Here is a 14,435-nt window from a genome sequence, read left to right on the forward strand (position 1 = left end):
CACCGGCCGAAGCGTGTGTGAAGCGGGCATCGACGTCTGGTACCTGACCGCCTTCGACTTCCGTACGGGCGCGGTGCGCTGGAAGCGGCTGACGGGGACCGGCGCCGCGCCGCGTACGACAACAGCTGGGCGCCCGTGACGATCGGCCCGGACGGCACGGCGTACGTGGGGGTCTTCGACGGGTTCGTGGCGGTGCGTGACCGGGACTGAACCGGGTGCGGCCTGTCAGATGAGGCGGGAGCGGATGAGGAAGCGCACGCCTTCCGGGGCCTCCAGGGAGAAGCCGCTGCCGCGCCCCTCGACGACGTCGACGATCAGCCGGGTGTGCCGCCACACCTCGTGCTGACTCGTCGACATCCAGAACGGGACGGGCTCCTCGACGCCGTCGACGGCGAGGCTTTCGAGCAGGACGTCCGACCCTCCCGTACGGAACTCGCCGTCCGGGAAGCACATGGGCGCGCTGCCGTCGCAGCAGCCGCCCGACTGGTGGAACATCAGGGGTCCGTGAGCCGCCCGCAGCCGCCGCAGCAACTCGGCGGCCGCGGGTGTCAGCTCCACGCGCGCGTGGCCCGTGCCCGCGTCGCCCGTACCCGTATCGCCCGCGGTCCTGTCGGACATGAGGATCACGGCCCTTCGGTCTGCGTGTCGTGCCGGCCCCGCCAGCCAAGCACGGGCGGGGTTGCGGCGACGTTGCGGCGGGGCAGCCTACGCCGGCGCCTGGCGCGGGTGCGGGACCGGAGCAGGGGCGGACACCAGGGACGAAGGTGTCTGCTCGTCGTGCTGGAGCGAGACCGTCCGGGTGGGGGCCGGGATCGCGATGCCCTCGGTGCGGTAACGCTGGTGCAGGCGCTTGATGAACTCGTGCTTGATCCGGTACTGGTCGCTGAACTCGCCCACGCCCAGGATCACGGTGAAGTTGATCCGCGAGTCCGCGAAGGTGTGGAAGCGGACGGCCGCCTCGTGGTGGGGGAGTGCGCCGGTGATGTCGATCATCACGCTGTCGATGACTTCGAGGGTCACCCGCTCGACGTGCTCCAGGTCGCTGTCGTAGCCGACACCCACCTGGACGAGGATCGACAACTCCTGCTCGGGACGGCTGTAGTTGGTCATGTTCGTCCGCGCGAGACGGGCGTTGGGGATGATGACCAGGTTGTTCGACAGGTTGCGCACCACGGTGTTACGCCAGTTGATGTCGACGACGTACCCCTCCTCACCGCTGCTGAGCCGCATGTAGTCACCGGGCTGCACGGTCTTGGAGGCGAGGATGTGCACACCCGCGAAGAGGTTGGCGAGGGTGTCCTGGAGCGCCAGCGCGACCGCGAGTCCGCCCACGCCGAGGGCGGTGAGCAGCGGGGCGATGGAGATGCCGAGGGTGTCGAGGGCGACCAGCGCGCCCATCGCGACCACCACGACCCGGGTGATGTTGACGAAGATGGTGGCCGACCCGGCCACCCCCGTCCGCGACTGCGCCACGGACTGCACCAGACCCGCGATGACACGGGCCGTGGAGAGCGTGGTGATCAGGATGAGCAGGGCGGTCAGCGAGTGGTTGACGATCGCCGCCATCCGCGTGGTCAGCGGCAGCGCCGAGGCCGCCGCCGCGGTGCCCGCGATGACCGCGGCCCAGGGGGCGACGGTGCGCAGCGCGTCGACGATGATGTCGTCCCCGCTCCACCGCGTCCTGAGGGCGTGCTTGCCCAGCCACCGCAGCAGGGCGCGCAGAAGCACCGCGGCGACGAGCCCCGCGGCCACCGCGATGGCGGCGACCACCCAGTCGTGCACGACGAGGCCCCGGGTCAACGGACACCCTCCGAGCCGCATCGGGCCGGAGAAACGCTGCGTGGGGCCGGGGAAACTCCGCGCCGGGCGGGGGAGACTCCGCGTCGGGCCGGGGAGACGCCGTGGGCCGCCACCGGCCGCCGTATGTGAAGTGTCGCCATCTTGTCACCTGTCAGTTCGTCTTGCGTGAAGCCTCGTTCGGGGTCCGCGTACACGCCGAACGGGCTGCCATCCTGCCCCATGGGCAGAGCGATGTCGCAGGTGGGCCGGGGTGACACCGGGCACCCGCTCACCCACGCAGGGTCTCGCCCAGATCCCGGGCCACCGGGTCCTCTGGCGCGGTGAGTCCGGCGCGTTCGGCGAGCACACCGCCCTGGAAGCGGCTTTCGGCGCCCAGCTCCTCCAGCAGCTCCGCGATGTGGCGGCGGCAGGTGCGCAGCGACATGCCCATGCGCCGGGCGATCACCTCGTCCTTGGCGCCCTCGGCGAGCAGCCCCACCAGCGCCCGTCGCAGACTGTGGCCGACCTCCTTGTACGCGGCCTCACTGGTGCCCAGGAACGGGGTCGCGCCGGACCAGTGCTGCTCGAACACCCGGCAGAGGTAGGCGACCACATCGGGATCCCGGACGAGCACCGCGCCCTCGCCCGACCCGCCGTCCGCCCGCCGGGGCAGAAAGGCCACGGCCCGGTCGAACACCACGGCCCGGTCCGGCAGTTCGGCGGCGGTGCGGTACTCGGCACCGGCCTCGGCGAGCGTCTCCACGTACCCCTGGGTGGACAGGCTGGCGCGCGCCGAGTGCTGGTAGAGCGTGCGCATCCGGATGCCGCGGCGGAGCATCGCCAGATCGCGGTCGATGGCGTCCCCGAGGCGGTGGGGCGCGCGGCCGCCGCCCGGCTGGATGCTGAACACCTCCTCCCGGCAGTCCGCCGCCGCCTCGGTGAGCATCGCCGACGCCGCCGACAGGTCGGGCAGCAGGTCGATGCCCTCCCGGTGGCTGCGCCGGCGCCGGGCGGCGCGGTAGTGCGGCATGAGGGAGTGCAGATCGTCGCGTACGGACTGGGCGTGCGCCGCGTCCTGTGCGAGCCGCGCCTCCAGCGGACCCACCACTTCCGCCGCGGCGGCGTCGGGGCTGACCGGTATGAGCTCCTCGGGTCTGCCCGGAGCGGGGCGCAGCAGCCGGAGCAGCAGCAGGGTCCGGCTGGCCGCCTCGACCTCCTCCTGGGTCAGTCCGAGTGCCGGGGGCGCGTCGGGCGGCCACCGCTTGAGGCTGCCCCGTGACAGCACGTACTCGAAGACGGCGACGGCTCTCGCATCCAGCTGCGGCAGCCCGTCCAAGTTTGCCCCGATAGTCATGAGTTTCCCCCGCAATGCGGCCGTACTACTTCCTTGCCATGCAGGCTATTGCCAGGTCAAAGCGCTGGACCAACGGGGCCCGCCGGGATGAACTTTGGGCGTCGGGCCGGGCAAACCCCGCCAGGCCGACATTTTGGGACCCCGTGTGTCCGTGAGTTCGTGATCTCCCGACCCTGGAGCCGTGCCATGCCCAGAGCAGTCCGCTGTCTTCTCGTCCTCACCGTCCTGATGTTCGGGGGCGCGTGCGTCACCGCGGTGAACGGCGGCCCGGGGACGGCGGCCGGAGTGCACGGTGGTGCGACGGCGACGGTCGCCGCGGACATCCTCGACACGAGCTGGGGCGACGACTACGTGCGGCCCGAGCACTAGGGCCTGTCCGGCGGATCTTGTCTGGGACGCGGGGGCCTGGCACGCCCTCCCCCAAGGCCTCAAGGGCCAGGGGCGGGGACCCAGGGGCGTTGTCGTCGGTTGCCGATTCCCCCAAGCTCTCAACCTTCGTTCGAGCAGGGGGGACCCCCATCGCGTCGACGCCCTCCTCCGCCTTGCGGCATTGGGGTCTCCCCTGCTCGAACGAAGTTGAGAGCTTGGGGAAGCACCAGGACCCCGCTCACCAGGACCGAAAGGCGCAGGCACCTCGCGGGCGACCAGATCCGCCGGACAGGCCCCAGCCCCCACCCCTTCATCTGCGAACTGTGAGGCCGAACAGCGTGTCCACCCTGCCCGCGGCACCGCCGCCCGCCCCGCCCCAGGCGCTCCCCGGGCCCCGGCGGGCACGCGCCGAACGCCCGGCGGACCTCGCGCTGTTGCCCGATCTGGTACGCGCGGTCATCGCCCGGTCGGGGACGGAACCGGCGCTCCGAGGCGGAGCGACGGCGAAGGTGTCCGGGCACGACGGGGCGGCGGACTGGGCCGTGGAGCCGGGCGACTTCTGGTGCCACGTCGTCCCCGCCGGGGCCGCCCGCCGCACCCAGGGCTGGAAGCTCCACGTCTCGGCCACCCCGCTCTCCGCGCCGCTGACCCTGGCGCGGTCCGCCGAGGTGCTCGTCGCCCACGGGGCCGCCTTCAAGTTCGCGGGCAGCCCCGCCCGGGTCGCGGCCCTCGTCTCCGGGCGCTACGAGCGCGGTGGGGGCGGCAAGTTCATCACCGTGTACCCGGCCGACGACGACCACTTCCGGCTGCTCGCCGAGGAACTGCACCTCGCCACCGTCGGGCTGCCCGGTCCGGCGGTCCTCTCCGACCGCCGCTATCTGCCCGGCAGCCAGGTCTACTACCGGTACGGCGTGTTCGCCGCCACCCCGGGCCTGACCGCCGACGGCTGCTTCGCCACGCGGCTGACCGACCCCGAGGGGCGCCCCGTCGCCGACGAGCGGAACGCCTGGTTCAGCCCGCCGGCCTGGGCGGGCGACCCGTTCCCCGACCGCCCGGCGGCCCCGGCCCGCAGCAAGGCCACGGCCAAGCCGGTCCTGCTGAACGACCGCTATCTCGTACGCGGCGCGATCCAGCACTCCAACAAGGGCGGGGTGTTCCGGGCCGAGGACACCAGGACCAACGCCCAGGTCGTCGTCAAGCAGGCGCGCCCCCACGTGGGGGCGGGGCTTGAGGGGCTGGACGTCCGTGACCTGCTGCGCCGGGAGGCGGCGCTGCTCGACCGCTTCGGGAGGGTCCGCCCGGACCGGGTCCCCCGCCTGGTCGAGGTGTTCGAGCAGCAGGGCAGCGAGTTCCTGGCAACCGAGTCGGTACCGGGCGCGACCCTGCGGCGCACCGTCGCCGAGCGCCTGATCCAGAACGGGACCGGCTGCCCGGACGACCGTACGGCCGACTCCCTGGTCTGGCAGCTCGTCGAACTGGTGGGCACCGCCCATGAACTGGGCGTCACCCTCCACGACTTCAACCCCAACAACGTGATGGTCACGCCGGACGGCCAACTCCTGCTGATCGACCTGGAGATGGCGGCGAGGGAGGGCGAGCGCTGGGTGCTGGGCGCCACCCCCGGCTACACCGCCCCCGAACTGCGCGCCTTGGACCAGGTGGCGCCCGCGTCGGCCCCGAGCGTCGACCTGTACGCCCTGGGGGCGACGGTTCTGCACGCGCTGAGCGGCGCCGACCCGCTTTTCGCGCCGGACCGGCCGGGCATCGGGGCCCGGCCGGAGGAGGCGCGCCTGGCAGGGCTTGTGGGGCTGCTGGCCCGCGAGAACCCGCTGGTACGCCGCTTCTCGCCGCTGATACGGGGGTTGATGCGGGACGATCCGGCCGACCGCTGGACTCTGGAGCGGGCGCGGCAGTTCGTCACCGGGGCCGCGGCGGGGGACGCGGGCGGCGCCGCGGTTCAGGCGGCGCCCGCGGCCTCGGTGCTGCCGCCCACCGCCCGTACGTCGACCGACGCGGAGCCGGCCGATGCCGCGCGCACCCGGGCGCGGCTGGTGCACGACGGTGTCGCCCACCTCCTCGCCACCATGCGTCCGCACGACACCGAGCGGCTCTGGACCTCGGAGGCGTTCGGCGAGACGTGCGACCCGGTGGCCGTGCAGCACGGTTCGGCGGGCGGCGTGAGCGTACTGGCTCGGGCACTGCGGCACTGGGACGACGATGCCACTGGACCAACGGCCGTACAGGCGGCCCCTGTTGGGCTTACGGCGCTCGTCACGCGGGACGCGCTGCGCGAAGGGCTGCGGTCCGCCGCGTACTGGACCGCGGACCGGCAGGACGCGCTGCCCGGGGACCTGCCCGGCCTGCACTTCGGCCGCTCGGGCACGGCGTGGGCCCTGCTGGACGCCGCCCGGGCGCTGGACGACACCGCGCTCGCCGCTCGCGCCGCCGCCCTCGCCCTGGCACTCCCGGTCGAGTGGCCCAACCCCGACGTCTGTCACGGCGCGGCCGGATCCGGTCTGGCCCAGCTGCACTTCTGGCGCACCACCGGGGACCCGCGCTTCCTCGACCGTGCCACGCGGGCCGCCGAAGGCCTGCTCGCGGCGGCCCGGCGCACCCCGGAGGGGATCTTCTGGCCGGTACCGGAGGACTTCGCGTCCGCCCTCGCGGGAGCCTGGCACTACGGCTTCGCGCACGGCGTGGCCGGCGTCGGTACCTTCCTCCTCCTCGCGGCCGACGCCACGGGGGAGGAGCGCTTCCTCGACGCGGCCGTCGAGGCGGGTGCCACGCTGGTCGCTGCCGCCCGCCGGGGGCCCGCGGGCGCGCTGTGGCCGGTCGACCGCGCCCGCCACCTCTCCGACTCCCCGGAGCTCGCCCGGCACTGGTGCAGCGGCTCGTCCGGAGTGGGCACCTTCCTGGTCCGGCTCTGGTCGGCCACCGGCGCGCACGACGACGCCCTGCGCGAGCTGGTGGAGGGCGCGGCCCTCGCCGTACGGGCAGGCAGGGTGACCGACTCGACCTCGACCTGCCACGGGCTCGCGGGCAACGCCGAATTCCTCCTCGACGCGGCCGAGTTGACGGGCGACGCGTACCACCTCGCCGGAGCGGAGGCGCTCGTCGAGCACCTGGCGGCGCAGGCGGTCCTGCACGACGGCCGTCTGCTGGTCCCCGACGAGAACCGCAAGACGGTGCTCGCCGAGTACGCCACCGGCCTGGGCGGAAGCCTCTCGCTGCTGCTGCGCATACGGTTCGGCGGTCCCCGCGCGTGGCTGCCCGAGGGCGAAGGCGCCCACCCCTGAACGTCCGGTGGCCACCCGGCCACCGGCAGCCGGACCCGCCCGGGCCCGGCCCACCCTCCCGAACGAAGGAGCCCACCATGATGGAGCACGACATCGACGCCCTCCAGGTCCTGCCCGAGGACCTCCGTACCGAGAGCCTGGGCGGCGAGGAGCACGCCGCCGCGCTGATCACCGCCTGCCGCATCCACACCAGCGGCTGCTGACGCGCCGGTGGGGGGGGCCGGGCCCCCGTCCGGCCCCCTCCACCGCGCAATTCCCGGAAAAGAGACTGCCCTTCTGCAACGGGCGCTGCCCTGAGCCGGGCCGCCCCTCGCCCGACTTCTCCCGGCGGGCGCCTGCGCGTTGGGCTGTCCAACACCGCCCGCCCTCTCTACGGTGGTGGTCGACCGGCCCGAAGGGCGGGAGACATGAAGGGGGCCGAGTGGAAGCCGAGTTGACCGCGCTCGCGGCGTCGGGTGCGACGAGCCTGGTCGGGCTCATGGTCTCGGACTCCTGGGCGCAGGCCAGGGAGCGGCTGGGGCGCTTCCTCGCTCGCCGGCGCGGAGACGCGGGCGGGGCGGACGGGACGCGTAGCGCCGGGGACGCGGAGGACGCCGAGGGCGAGCTCCAGGCCGCCAGCGACGAGCTGGAGGCGGCGCGCGGCGTACGGGACGAGCGTGCGGTGGCCGACCTTGAGAACCGCTGGTCGCAGCGACTTCTGGAGATCCTCCGGGAGGACCCGGGCGCGGCCTCGGAGTTGCGGCGGCTGCTCGATGAACTCGCCCCGGCCCAGCCGCACTCGCCCCACCCCCGGCCCGAGGTCCGGCCGGACCAGGTGCCCGCCCTCACCGTCGCGTTCGTCAACCGCACGGCCGACCTCTCGGCCCTGGACCGGTGCTTCGGGGACGGCGGGACCCGCGCCGCCGCACGCATCGGCATCGGCGTGCTCCACGGTCTGCCGGGCGTCGGCAAGACCGCGACCGCCTGCCACTGGGCGGACAGGTCCCGGGAGCTGTTCCCCGACGGCCAGATGTACGTGGACTTCGCGAGCCTGCACGGGCAGACCGGCGGCGACGTCTCCGAGGCCGTCGCCATGTGCCTCAGGTCGCTCGGGGTGAGCGACGAGTGGATGCCGCGCTCGCTCGCCGAGCGCACCGCCCTGTTCCGGTCGCGCTCCGCACAGCGCCGGATGCTGGTCGTCCTCGACGACGTCAGCCACCCCGCGCAGGTCAGACCGCTCGTCCCCAAGGGGCCCGGCAGCGCGGTACTCGTCACCAGCCACGGGAAACTCGGCGAACTGGTCCTGGACGGCGCCCGGTTGATCTCGTTGCACCCATTGGACGGGGACGGCGGGATGCGGCTCCTCGCCGACCGCTGCGGCGAGGACGCCGTGGCCGCCGAACGGGCTGCGGCCGAACGGCTGGTGGAGCTGTGCGGCGGCCTTCCGGTGGCGCTGCACGTGGTGGCGGCCCGGCTGCTCACCGACCGCCGCCTGACCATGACCGGCCTGGCGCAGGAGCTCGCCGACGAGGCCGGACGGCTCGCCGGAATGTCGATGCGAGGGGAGCGCCCGGTGTCCGCCGTACTCGGCCCGTCGTACCGCATGCTGCCGCCCGACGCGGGCCGGCTCTACCGGCTTCTGGGGTGGGCGCCGGTGCGCACCTTCGACGCTGCGACGGCCGCCGTCGCCGCCGGGATCGACGCCCCGCGTGCAGCGGATCTCCTCGACGTGCTGGAGGCCGCGAGCCTCCTCGAAGGCTCCGCGGACGGCCGGTACCGGCTGCACGACCTCGTACGACTGCATGCACGCGAATGCGCGGAGCGGGAGGAAGCGGACGGTGAGCGGGCGGCGCTGACGCGGCGCGTCGTGACGCACTACCTCGCCCTCACCGGCTTGGCGGACCGGGCGATCCGGGCGGACCGCCTGCGCATCGCGGACCTCTCGGAGCTGCTGGCGGACACCCCCGACCCGTTCGCCGCGCCGGGTGGCCCGGCGCCGCTGGACTGGCTGGAGGCCGAGCGTGCGAACATCCTCCAGGTGCTCCGGGCAGCCTCACAGCAACAACTGCACGAGCCGGTATGGCAGTTGGCCGAGGCCTTCACCGTCCTGTTCCTGCACCACCGGCACCTCGCCATGTGGCGGGAGTCCCTGGAGCTGGGCGCGGCCGGCGCGGCGGCGGAGCTGATGCCGGCGGCCGAGGCGCGGCTGCGCAGCCTGCTGTCGCGGCCCCTGCTCGACCTCGGCGAGGACGACCGGGCGCGCGCCGAGCTGGAAGCGGCCGTCAGCTGCGCCGAGATCGCCGACCACGTCGTCCTGCGGGCGTCCGTGCAGGAGTTCCTCGGACGGTACTGGGACCGTGCCGACCCCGCTCGCGCCATCGAGGCGTACCGCCGCTCCCTCGATCTCAACCGCCGGGCGGGAGAGGTGCGCGGGGCGGCCATCGCGGCGTACTTCCTGGGATGCGCGCAGGACGCCCACGGCGACCACGCCGACGCCCTGGCCACGCTGGGCCGGGCGCGGGAGGAACTGCTCGGGTGCTCGGACACGCGGATGGCGGCGCGGGCGACGGCCGCCGTCGGGGCCGTCCACGACCACCTGGGCGCCCCTCAGGAAGCCCTGCGCGCACTACGGGAGGCCGCACGCACCCTCCGGGGCGAGGGCGCCACCCACTACGAGGCCCAGGCCCTGGTCCAGCTGGCCGACATCACCGAGCGGACCGGGGGACCACGCGGCGCCGCCCGCCCGTACCTCACCAGAGCCCTGGAGATCCACGAGGCGGGTGGCAGCCCCTCGGCGCAGGGGCTGCGCGAGCGGTTGGAGCGCTTGGACGGCGAGGGGTAGGGAAGCGGCGCGACGGGGGTCAGTCCGGCGACGCGCTCGTCCGCGCCGAGTGCGGTCGCAGACGTACGTCCGTGTCGGGCAGCCCGCCGACCCTCAGCGTCACCCTGGTGTCGTCCAGCGGGTGGCCCGCGCGCAGACGGCCGTATACGGCGGCCGCCAACAGCCCCGCATCGAGGGACGGGTCGGCGGCCGCCGCTTCGACGACCCGCCCGTCCCGAAGCCCGATCAGCCACCCGGTCCCGGCTCCAGCCTCGCGTACGCCGGTCGCGGCCAGGTGGCTGCCCGGCAGCCGAGTCAGCGAGTCCTGGATCCAGTCCAGGGCCGCGGCCGCTGTCACGGCCGGGCGGGCTCGGACGACGACCGACGCGCTCTCGGCCAGTCGCGGGTCGCGTTCCTCGTCGGTGCACGCCAGATGGACGTACGGGCCCGGGCCCTCGGCCCAGTCGTCGCAGACGGGGGCGGGGAACCGGTGAACGGTGACCACCGGCCGGCCCGCGCCCTCGGAGACGGCGGTGGTCACCCGCCATGAAGTGACTGCCGCCGACGGAAGCTCCGGCGGGAGCAGGGTCAGCGCGGCGGGCGGCCGTGAGGGCGGCTCGGGCAGTTGGAGCAGCCGATACAGGGCGGCACGGAGGCGGGCGAGCGCCTGCCCGGAGTCGCTGAAAGCCCGCCCGGCCACCTCCGCGTACCGCTGCGGCACATGGCCGTGGACGGCGTCCTCGACCTGCCGCCGCAGGTCTCCGGCCGGATCGAGCCGGGGTGCGGTGCGCGCGAGATCGGCGCCCGCGGTCCCCGGCACGGCGTCGCTTCCGAACGCGGCGAGCAGTACGGGCTTGTCCAGGGCGGCCCCGTACAGCGTCACCGAACCGTGGTCGCCGATGACGACGTCGGCCGCGACCAGCGCGGGGCGCCAGCTGTGGACCGGCGGCATCAGCAGCAGACCGGCGTCCAGCGCGGTGGCCTGCGCCGTGCGCACCTGCCAGGGGCCGTGCGCCGACCACACGTTGGGATGGATGATCGCGCCCACGCGGTACTCGTCGCAAGGCAGCGCGGCGAGCAGGCGCGCGGGCAGCCCCGGCTCCCGGCCGATGAGGGAGGTCCGCCCCCAGGTCGAGCTCACCATGACCAGCCGCTGCCCGGCGCCGACGCCCAGCGCCTCCCGGTACGCGTCCCGGTGCCGCGTGCTCACGACCAGCTCGTCGAAGCACGGATCGCCCACCAGCAGGGTGCGACCGGCGGTCTTGGGGTGGCTGGCGAGCAACTGGGCTTCCTGGTCCGGGTGCGACACGGCCAGCCAGGCGCGCCCCGCCTCAAGGAGGGAGTCGGGGACCACGCCGGACAGCCGGCTGCGCTCTGCCCGGGAGTCCGGCACGAACTTCTGGAAGCCGATGCCGTGCGGCAGGACGAGGACCGGGCAGTCGCCTTGCGGTACGTCGATGTTCTCGCTGGCGGAGACGATCAGATCGGGGTCGATCTCGCTCAACTGCCGCCAGGGCATGACCCGGCAGCCGGAGTCGTGAAGCAGCTCCAGGACGCCGTTGTCGAAGGCCGACGTCGGGTCGTACGCGAAGACGACGGCCACGCGGGTGTCGTCGCGGAGGAGGGCGGGCAGCGACTCCAGGACACGGGCGGTCGAGGTGACCGTACGGGCGGCGACGACGAGCGTCCGCCGGGCGTGGAACGTGCTCCACCGCTGGGCGTCGTGCCCTACGGGTACGCGCAGGGGCGGGCTAGGGTGCATGGCCACCCAGAGAAGCTACGCGCCGAATATCCCATTTGGCCGCGCGGCTCGCGGCTCGCGGCTCGCGGCTCGCGGCTCGCGGCTCGCGGCTCGCGGCTCGCGGCTCGCGGCTCGCGGCTCGCGGCTCGCGGTCATCGTCGCTTTATCGCACTTCAAACCGCGGAACAACCCTTCTGGGGACGTGGCCTGACCGGGCTACAGGATACCGGCAGGCCCTGACAGGGGTTCAGCCTCGGTGCGGGAGAGTGAAGTTCGTTCCGGCGGGGGTACGCGCTGGGCGGACGGTGCACATGTATGCGCCATGTGGAAGTTCCCGCGAGCCCGCCGCACCCTGCGGGCGCTGATCCCCGCCGCGCCCCTGGCGCTGACCGTCGGCGTCCTGCCTGCGTACGGTGTCGCCGTCGCAGCCCCGACGCCCGGGAGCGCCCCGCTGAAGTGCTCGACGGCCGACGGCCCGTATCAGCGCGAGGTCGAAGAGCTGATGGGGCTGGAGGCGGACGGCTCGCAGTCGCCCGCCGACTGTCTGGCGATCCAGCGGTACCAGGAGAGCCAGCTCATCGTGCCGGCCGACGGCTCCGCCGGACCGATCACGTACACGGCCCTGTACTGGGAATGGGCCCAGAACTATCCCGAGAAGCTGCGCGGCTGCCCCGAGCGCACGGGCCGGGTCGCCTGCGTCGATCTGGGTCACCAGATCATGTGGGTCGCCCTGGACGGCAAGGTGGCCTTCACGCCCGTCGCCATCAGGTCCGGCCGGGCGGAGCTCCCCACCCGTACCGGCTGGTTCCATGTCGAACGGCGCAAGCAGGACGACTGGTCGACGCTCTACGACTCGCCGATGACGTTCAGCCAGTACTTCAGCGGCGGCCAGGCCATCCACGGCGTCTACAACAACCTCTACGAAGGCTCCGGCTCCCACGGCTGCGTCAACCTGCGCCACGAGGACGCCAAGCGCCTGTGGACCGCTCTGCAGCAGGGGGACGCGGTGTACGTGTGGGGGAGGAAGCCGGGGGCGTGACCCTTCGGCCGTAGTCCGGTGGGGGCGTCCCCGACGGCCTCCCGGCGGCTGCGGCACGGTGCAAAGCACTCACTCACTGTTACGGAGCGTGGCGTTTCAGCCACTTCTGCGGAGCGCATCTTCCAGTCCCGGGCGATCTGCCTGCCGATCGCCCGGGGCCTGTCCGGCGGATCTGGTCGGCGCGCGGGTGTCCGGCACGCCCTTGAGGGCCAGGGGGGACCCCCGGTGGCGTTGTCGCGATCACCGACTTCCCCAAGGTCTCAACTTCGTTCGAGCAGGGGAGACCCCAACGCGTCGCCTCGATCCTCCGCCTTGCAGCCGGACGCACCGGACACCCGCTCACCAGCACCGAAGAGGTGCCCCGGGCCGGAGCCGACCAGATTCACCGGACAGGCCCTGGCCCCACCCTCGTCGGAGTCCGCGCGCTGGGCGGCACCCCTTGAACGGCCGAAGAGGGGTCGGGTTAGCATATGAGCGCCGCCTAGCTCGAAAGATAAACTCGTGACTGTCAATGACGACTCGTTCACCAATTGGAAGAACCGCGAGGAGATCGCGGAGTCGATGATCCCGATCATCGGGAAGCTGCACCGGGAGCGGGACGTCACCGTCCTCCTCCACAGCCGCTCCCTGGTGAACAAGTCGGTGGTCAGCATCCTGAAGACCCACCGATTCGCCCGGCAGATCGCCGGTGAGGAACTCTCGGTCACCGACACGCTTCCGTTCCTGCAGGCTCTCACCACCCTCGATCTCGGCCCCTCGCAGATCGACATCGGCATGCTCGCCGCGACGTACCAGGCAGACGACCGCGGTCTGTCCGTGGCGGAGTTCACCGCCGGGGCCGTCATCGGCGCCACGGGTGACAACAAGATCGAGCGCGGCGAGGGCCGCGACGTCGTCCTCTACGGGTTCGGCCGCATCGGCCGCCTCGTCGCGCGCCTGCTCATCGAGAAGGCCGGTTCCGGCAACGGCCTGCGGCTGCGCGCCATCGTCGTCCGCCAGGGCGGTGACCAGGACATCGTCAAGCGCGCCTCGCTGCTGCGCCGTGACTCCATCCACGGCCAGTTCCAGGGCACGATCACCGTTGACGAGGCGACCAGCACCATCGTCGCCAACGGCAACGAGATCAAGGTGATCTACGCCAACGACCCGTCCGAGGTCGACTACACGGCGTACGGCATCAACGACGCCATCCTCATCGACAACACCGGCAAGTGGCGCGACCGCGAGGGCCTCTCCAAGCACCTGCGCCCCGGTATCGACAAGGTCGTCCTGACCGCCCCCGGCAAGGGCGACGTGCCCAACATCGTGCACGGCGTCAACCACGACACGATCAAGCCGGACGAGCAGATCCTGTCCTGCGCGTCCTGCACCACCAACGCGATCGTCCCGCCGCTGAAGGCGATGGCGGACGAGTACGGCGTGCTGCGCGGCCATGTGGAGACCGTCCACTCGTTCACCAACGACCAGAACCTGCTGGACAACTACCACAAGGCCGACCGCCGCGGCCGTTCGGCGCCGCTGAACATGGTCATCACCGAGACCGGTGCCGCCTCCGCCGTCGCGAAGGCGCTGCCCGACCTCAAGGCGCCGATCACCGGCAGCTCGATCCGCGTCCCGGTGCCGGACGTCTCGATCGCGATCCTCAGCCTGCGGCTCGGTCGCGAGACCACCCGCGAGGAGGTCCTGGAGTACCTCCGCGATGTCTCGCTGAACTCGCCGCTGAAGCGCCAGATCGACTTCACCACCGCCCCCGACGCCGTGTCGATGGACTTCGTCGGCTCGCGCCACGCCTCGATCGTCGACGCGGGCGCCACGAAGGTCGACGGCGACAACGCGATCCTGTACCTCTGGTACGACAACGAGTTCGGCTACTCGTGCCAGGTCATCCGCGTGGTCCAGCACGTCTCCGGCGTGGAGTACCCGACGTACCCGGTGCCGGTGATCTGAGGGTCCTGACCCACGAGAAGAGGTACGAGAAGAGGGGGGGGGGGGGGGGGGGGGGGGGGGGGTGGTTCCGTTTTTTGCTTGTGCCGTTCTCGTCTACGAATGCCAGGATG

10 protein-coding genes and 1 pseudogene are annotated in these 14,435 nt (G+C 72.9%); 7 read left to right on the forward strand and 4 right to left on the reverse strand.

Going from position 1 to position 14,435, the window contains the following annotated elements:
• Window positions 1-25: 25 nt before the first annotated feature.
• A pseudogene (locus ACZ499_RS22500) lies at window positions 26-210 on the forward strand (hypothetical protein); the annotation flags it as partial.
• A 15-nt stretch (window positions 211-225) separates the two neighbouring features.
• Here ACZ499_RS22500 and ACZ499_RS22505 read toward each other — a convergent pair.
• From ACZ499_RS22505 to ACZ499_RS22515, 3 genes are all read right to left on the reverse strand, one after another.
• Complete coding sequence (locus ACZ499_RS22505) at window positions 226-618, reverse strand: DUF779 domain-containing protein (RefSeq protein ID WP_468402575.1); 393 nt, start codon at window positions 616-618, stop codon at window positions 226-228.
• A gap of 87 nt (window positions 619-705) precedes the next feature.
• Window positions 706-1,800, reverse strand: coding sequence for a mechanosensitive ion channel family protein (locus ACZ499_RS22510; protein ID WP_468677352.1), 1,095 nt, complete (start codon window positions 1,798-1,800; stop codon window positions 706-708).
• A gap of 268 nt (window positions 1,801-2,068) precedes the next feature.
• Window positions 2,069-3,133: a hypothetical protein gene (locus tag ACZ499_RS22515; RefSeq protein WP_468677354.1), complete on the reverse strand. Its 1,065-nt coding sequence runs from the start codon at window positions 3,131-3,133 to the stop codon at window positions 2,069-2,071.
• 186 nt (window positions 3,134-3,319) lie between these two features.
• Here ACZ499_RS22515 and ACZ499_RS22520 point away from each other — a divergent pair, with 186 nt between their 5' ends.
• From ACZ499_RS22520 to ACZ499_RS22535, 4 genes are all read left to right on the forward strand, one after another.
• Window positions 3,320-3,502: a hypothetical protein gene (locus ACZ499_RS22520; protein WP_468677356.1), complete on the forward strand. Its 183-nt coding sequence runs from the start codon at window positions 3,320-3,322 to the stop codon at window positions 3,500-3,502.
• Between the two features lie 338 nt (window positions 3,503-3,840).
• The gene (gene lanL, locus ACZ499_RS22525; RefSeq protein WP_468677357.1) at window positions 3,841-6,798 is read left to right on the forward strand and encodes a class IV lanthionine synthetase LanL; all 2,958 of its coding nucleotides are present in this window, start codon (window positions 3,841-3,843) and stop codon (window positions 6,796-6,798) included.
• Window positions 6,799-6,875: 77 nt separating this feature from the next.
• Window positions 6,876-7,001 carry an ALQxL family class IV lanthipeptide gene (locus ACZ499_RS22530; protein WP_371655971.1) on the forward strand — a complete coding sequence of 42 codons (126 nt, stop codon included), beginning with the start codon at window positions 6,876-6,878 and terminating at the stop codon, window positions 6,999-7,001.
• 218 nt (window positions 7,002-7,219) lie between these two features.
• Window positions 7,220-9,619, forward strand: a complete 2,400-nt coding sequence (locus tag ACZ499_RS22535; RefSeq protein ID WP_468677360.1) for an ATP-binding protein — start codon at window positions 7,220-7,222, stop codon at window positions 9,617-9,619.
• A gap of 19 nt (window positions 9,620-9,638) precedes the next feature.
• Here the strand turns inward: ACZ499_RS22535 and ACZ499_RS22540 are convergent, their stop codons facing one another.
• A complete protein-coding gene (locus ACZ499_RS22540; RefSeq protein ID WP_468677425.1) occupies window positions 9,639-11,360 on the reverse strand; it encodes a hypothetical protein in 1,722 nt (573 codons plus the stop codon).
• A gap of 301 nt (window positions 11,361-11,661) precedes the next feature.
• On the opposite strand from ACZ499_RS22540, the gene ACZ499_RS22545 reads away from it, so the two are divergent.
• Together ACZ499_RS22545 and ACZ499_RS22550 are read left to right on the forward strand one after the other, a co-directional pair.
• Window positions 11,662-12,378 carry a L,D-transpeptidase gene (locus ACZ499_RS22545; protein WP_468677362.1) on the forward strand — a complete coding sequence of 239 codons (717 nt, stop codon included), beginning with the start codon at window positions 11,662-11,664 and terminating at the stop codon, window positions 12,376-12,378.
• Between the two features lie 501 nt (window positions 12,379-12,879).
• On the forward strand, window positions 12,880-14,325 hold the full coding sequence (locus tag ACZ499_RS22550; RefSeq protein ID WP_385537730.1) for a glyceraldehyde-3-phosphate dehydrogenase: 1,446 nt from the start codon (window positions 12,880-12,882) through the stop codon (window positions 14,323-14,325).
• Window positions 14,326-14,435: the final 110 nt, after the last annotated feature.

The sequence above is a fragment of the Streptomyces sp. NPDC031265 genome, from assembly GCF_055570295.1.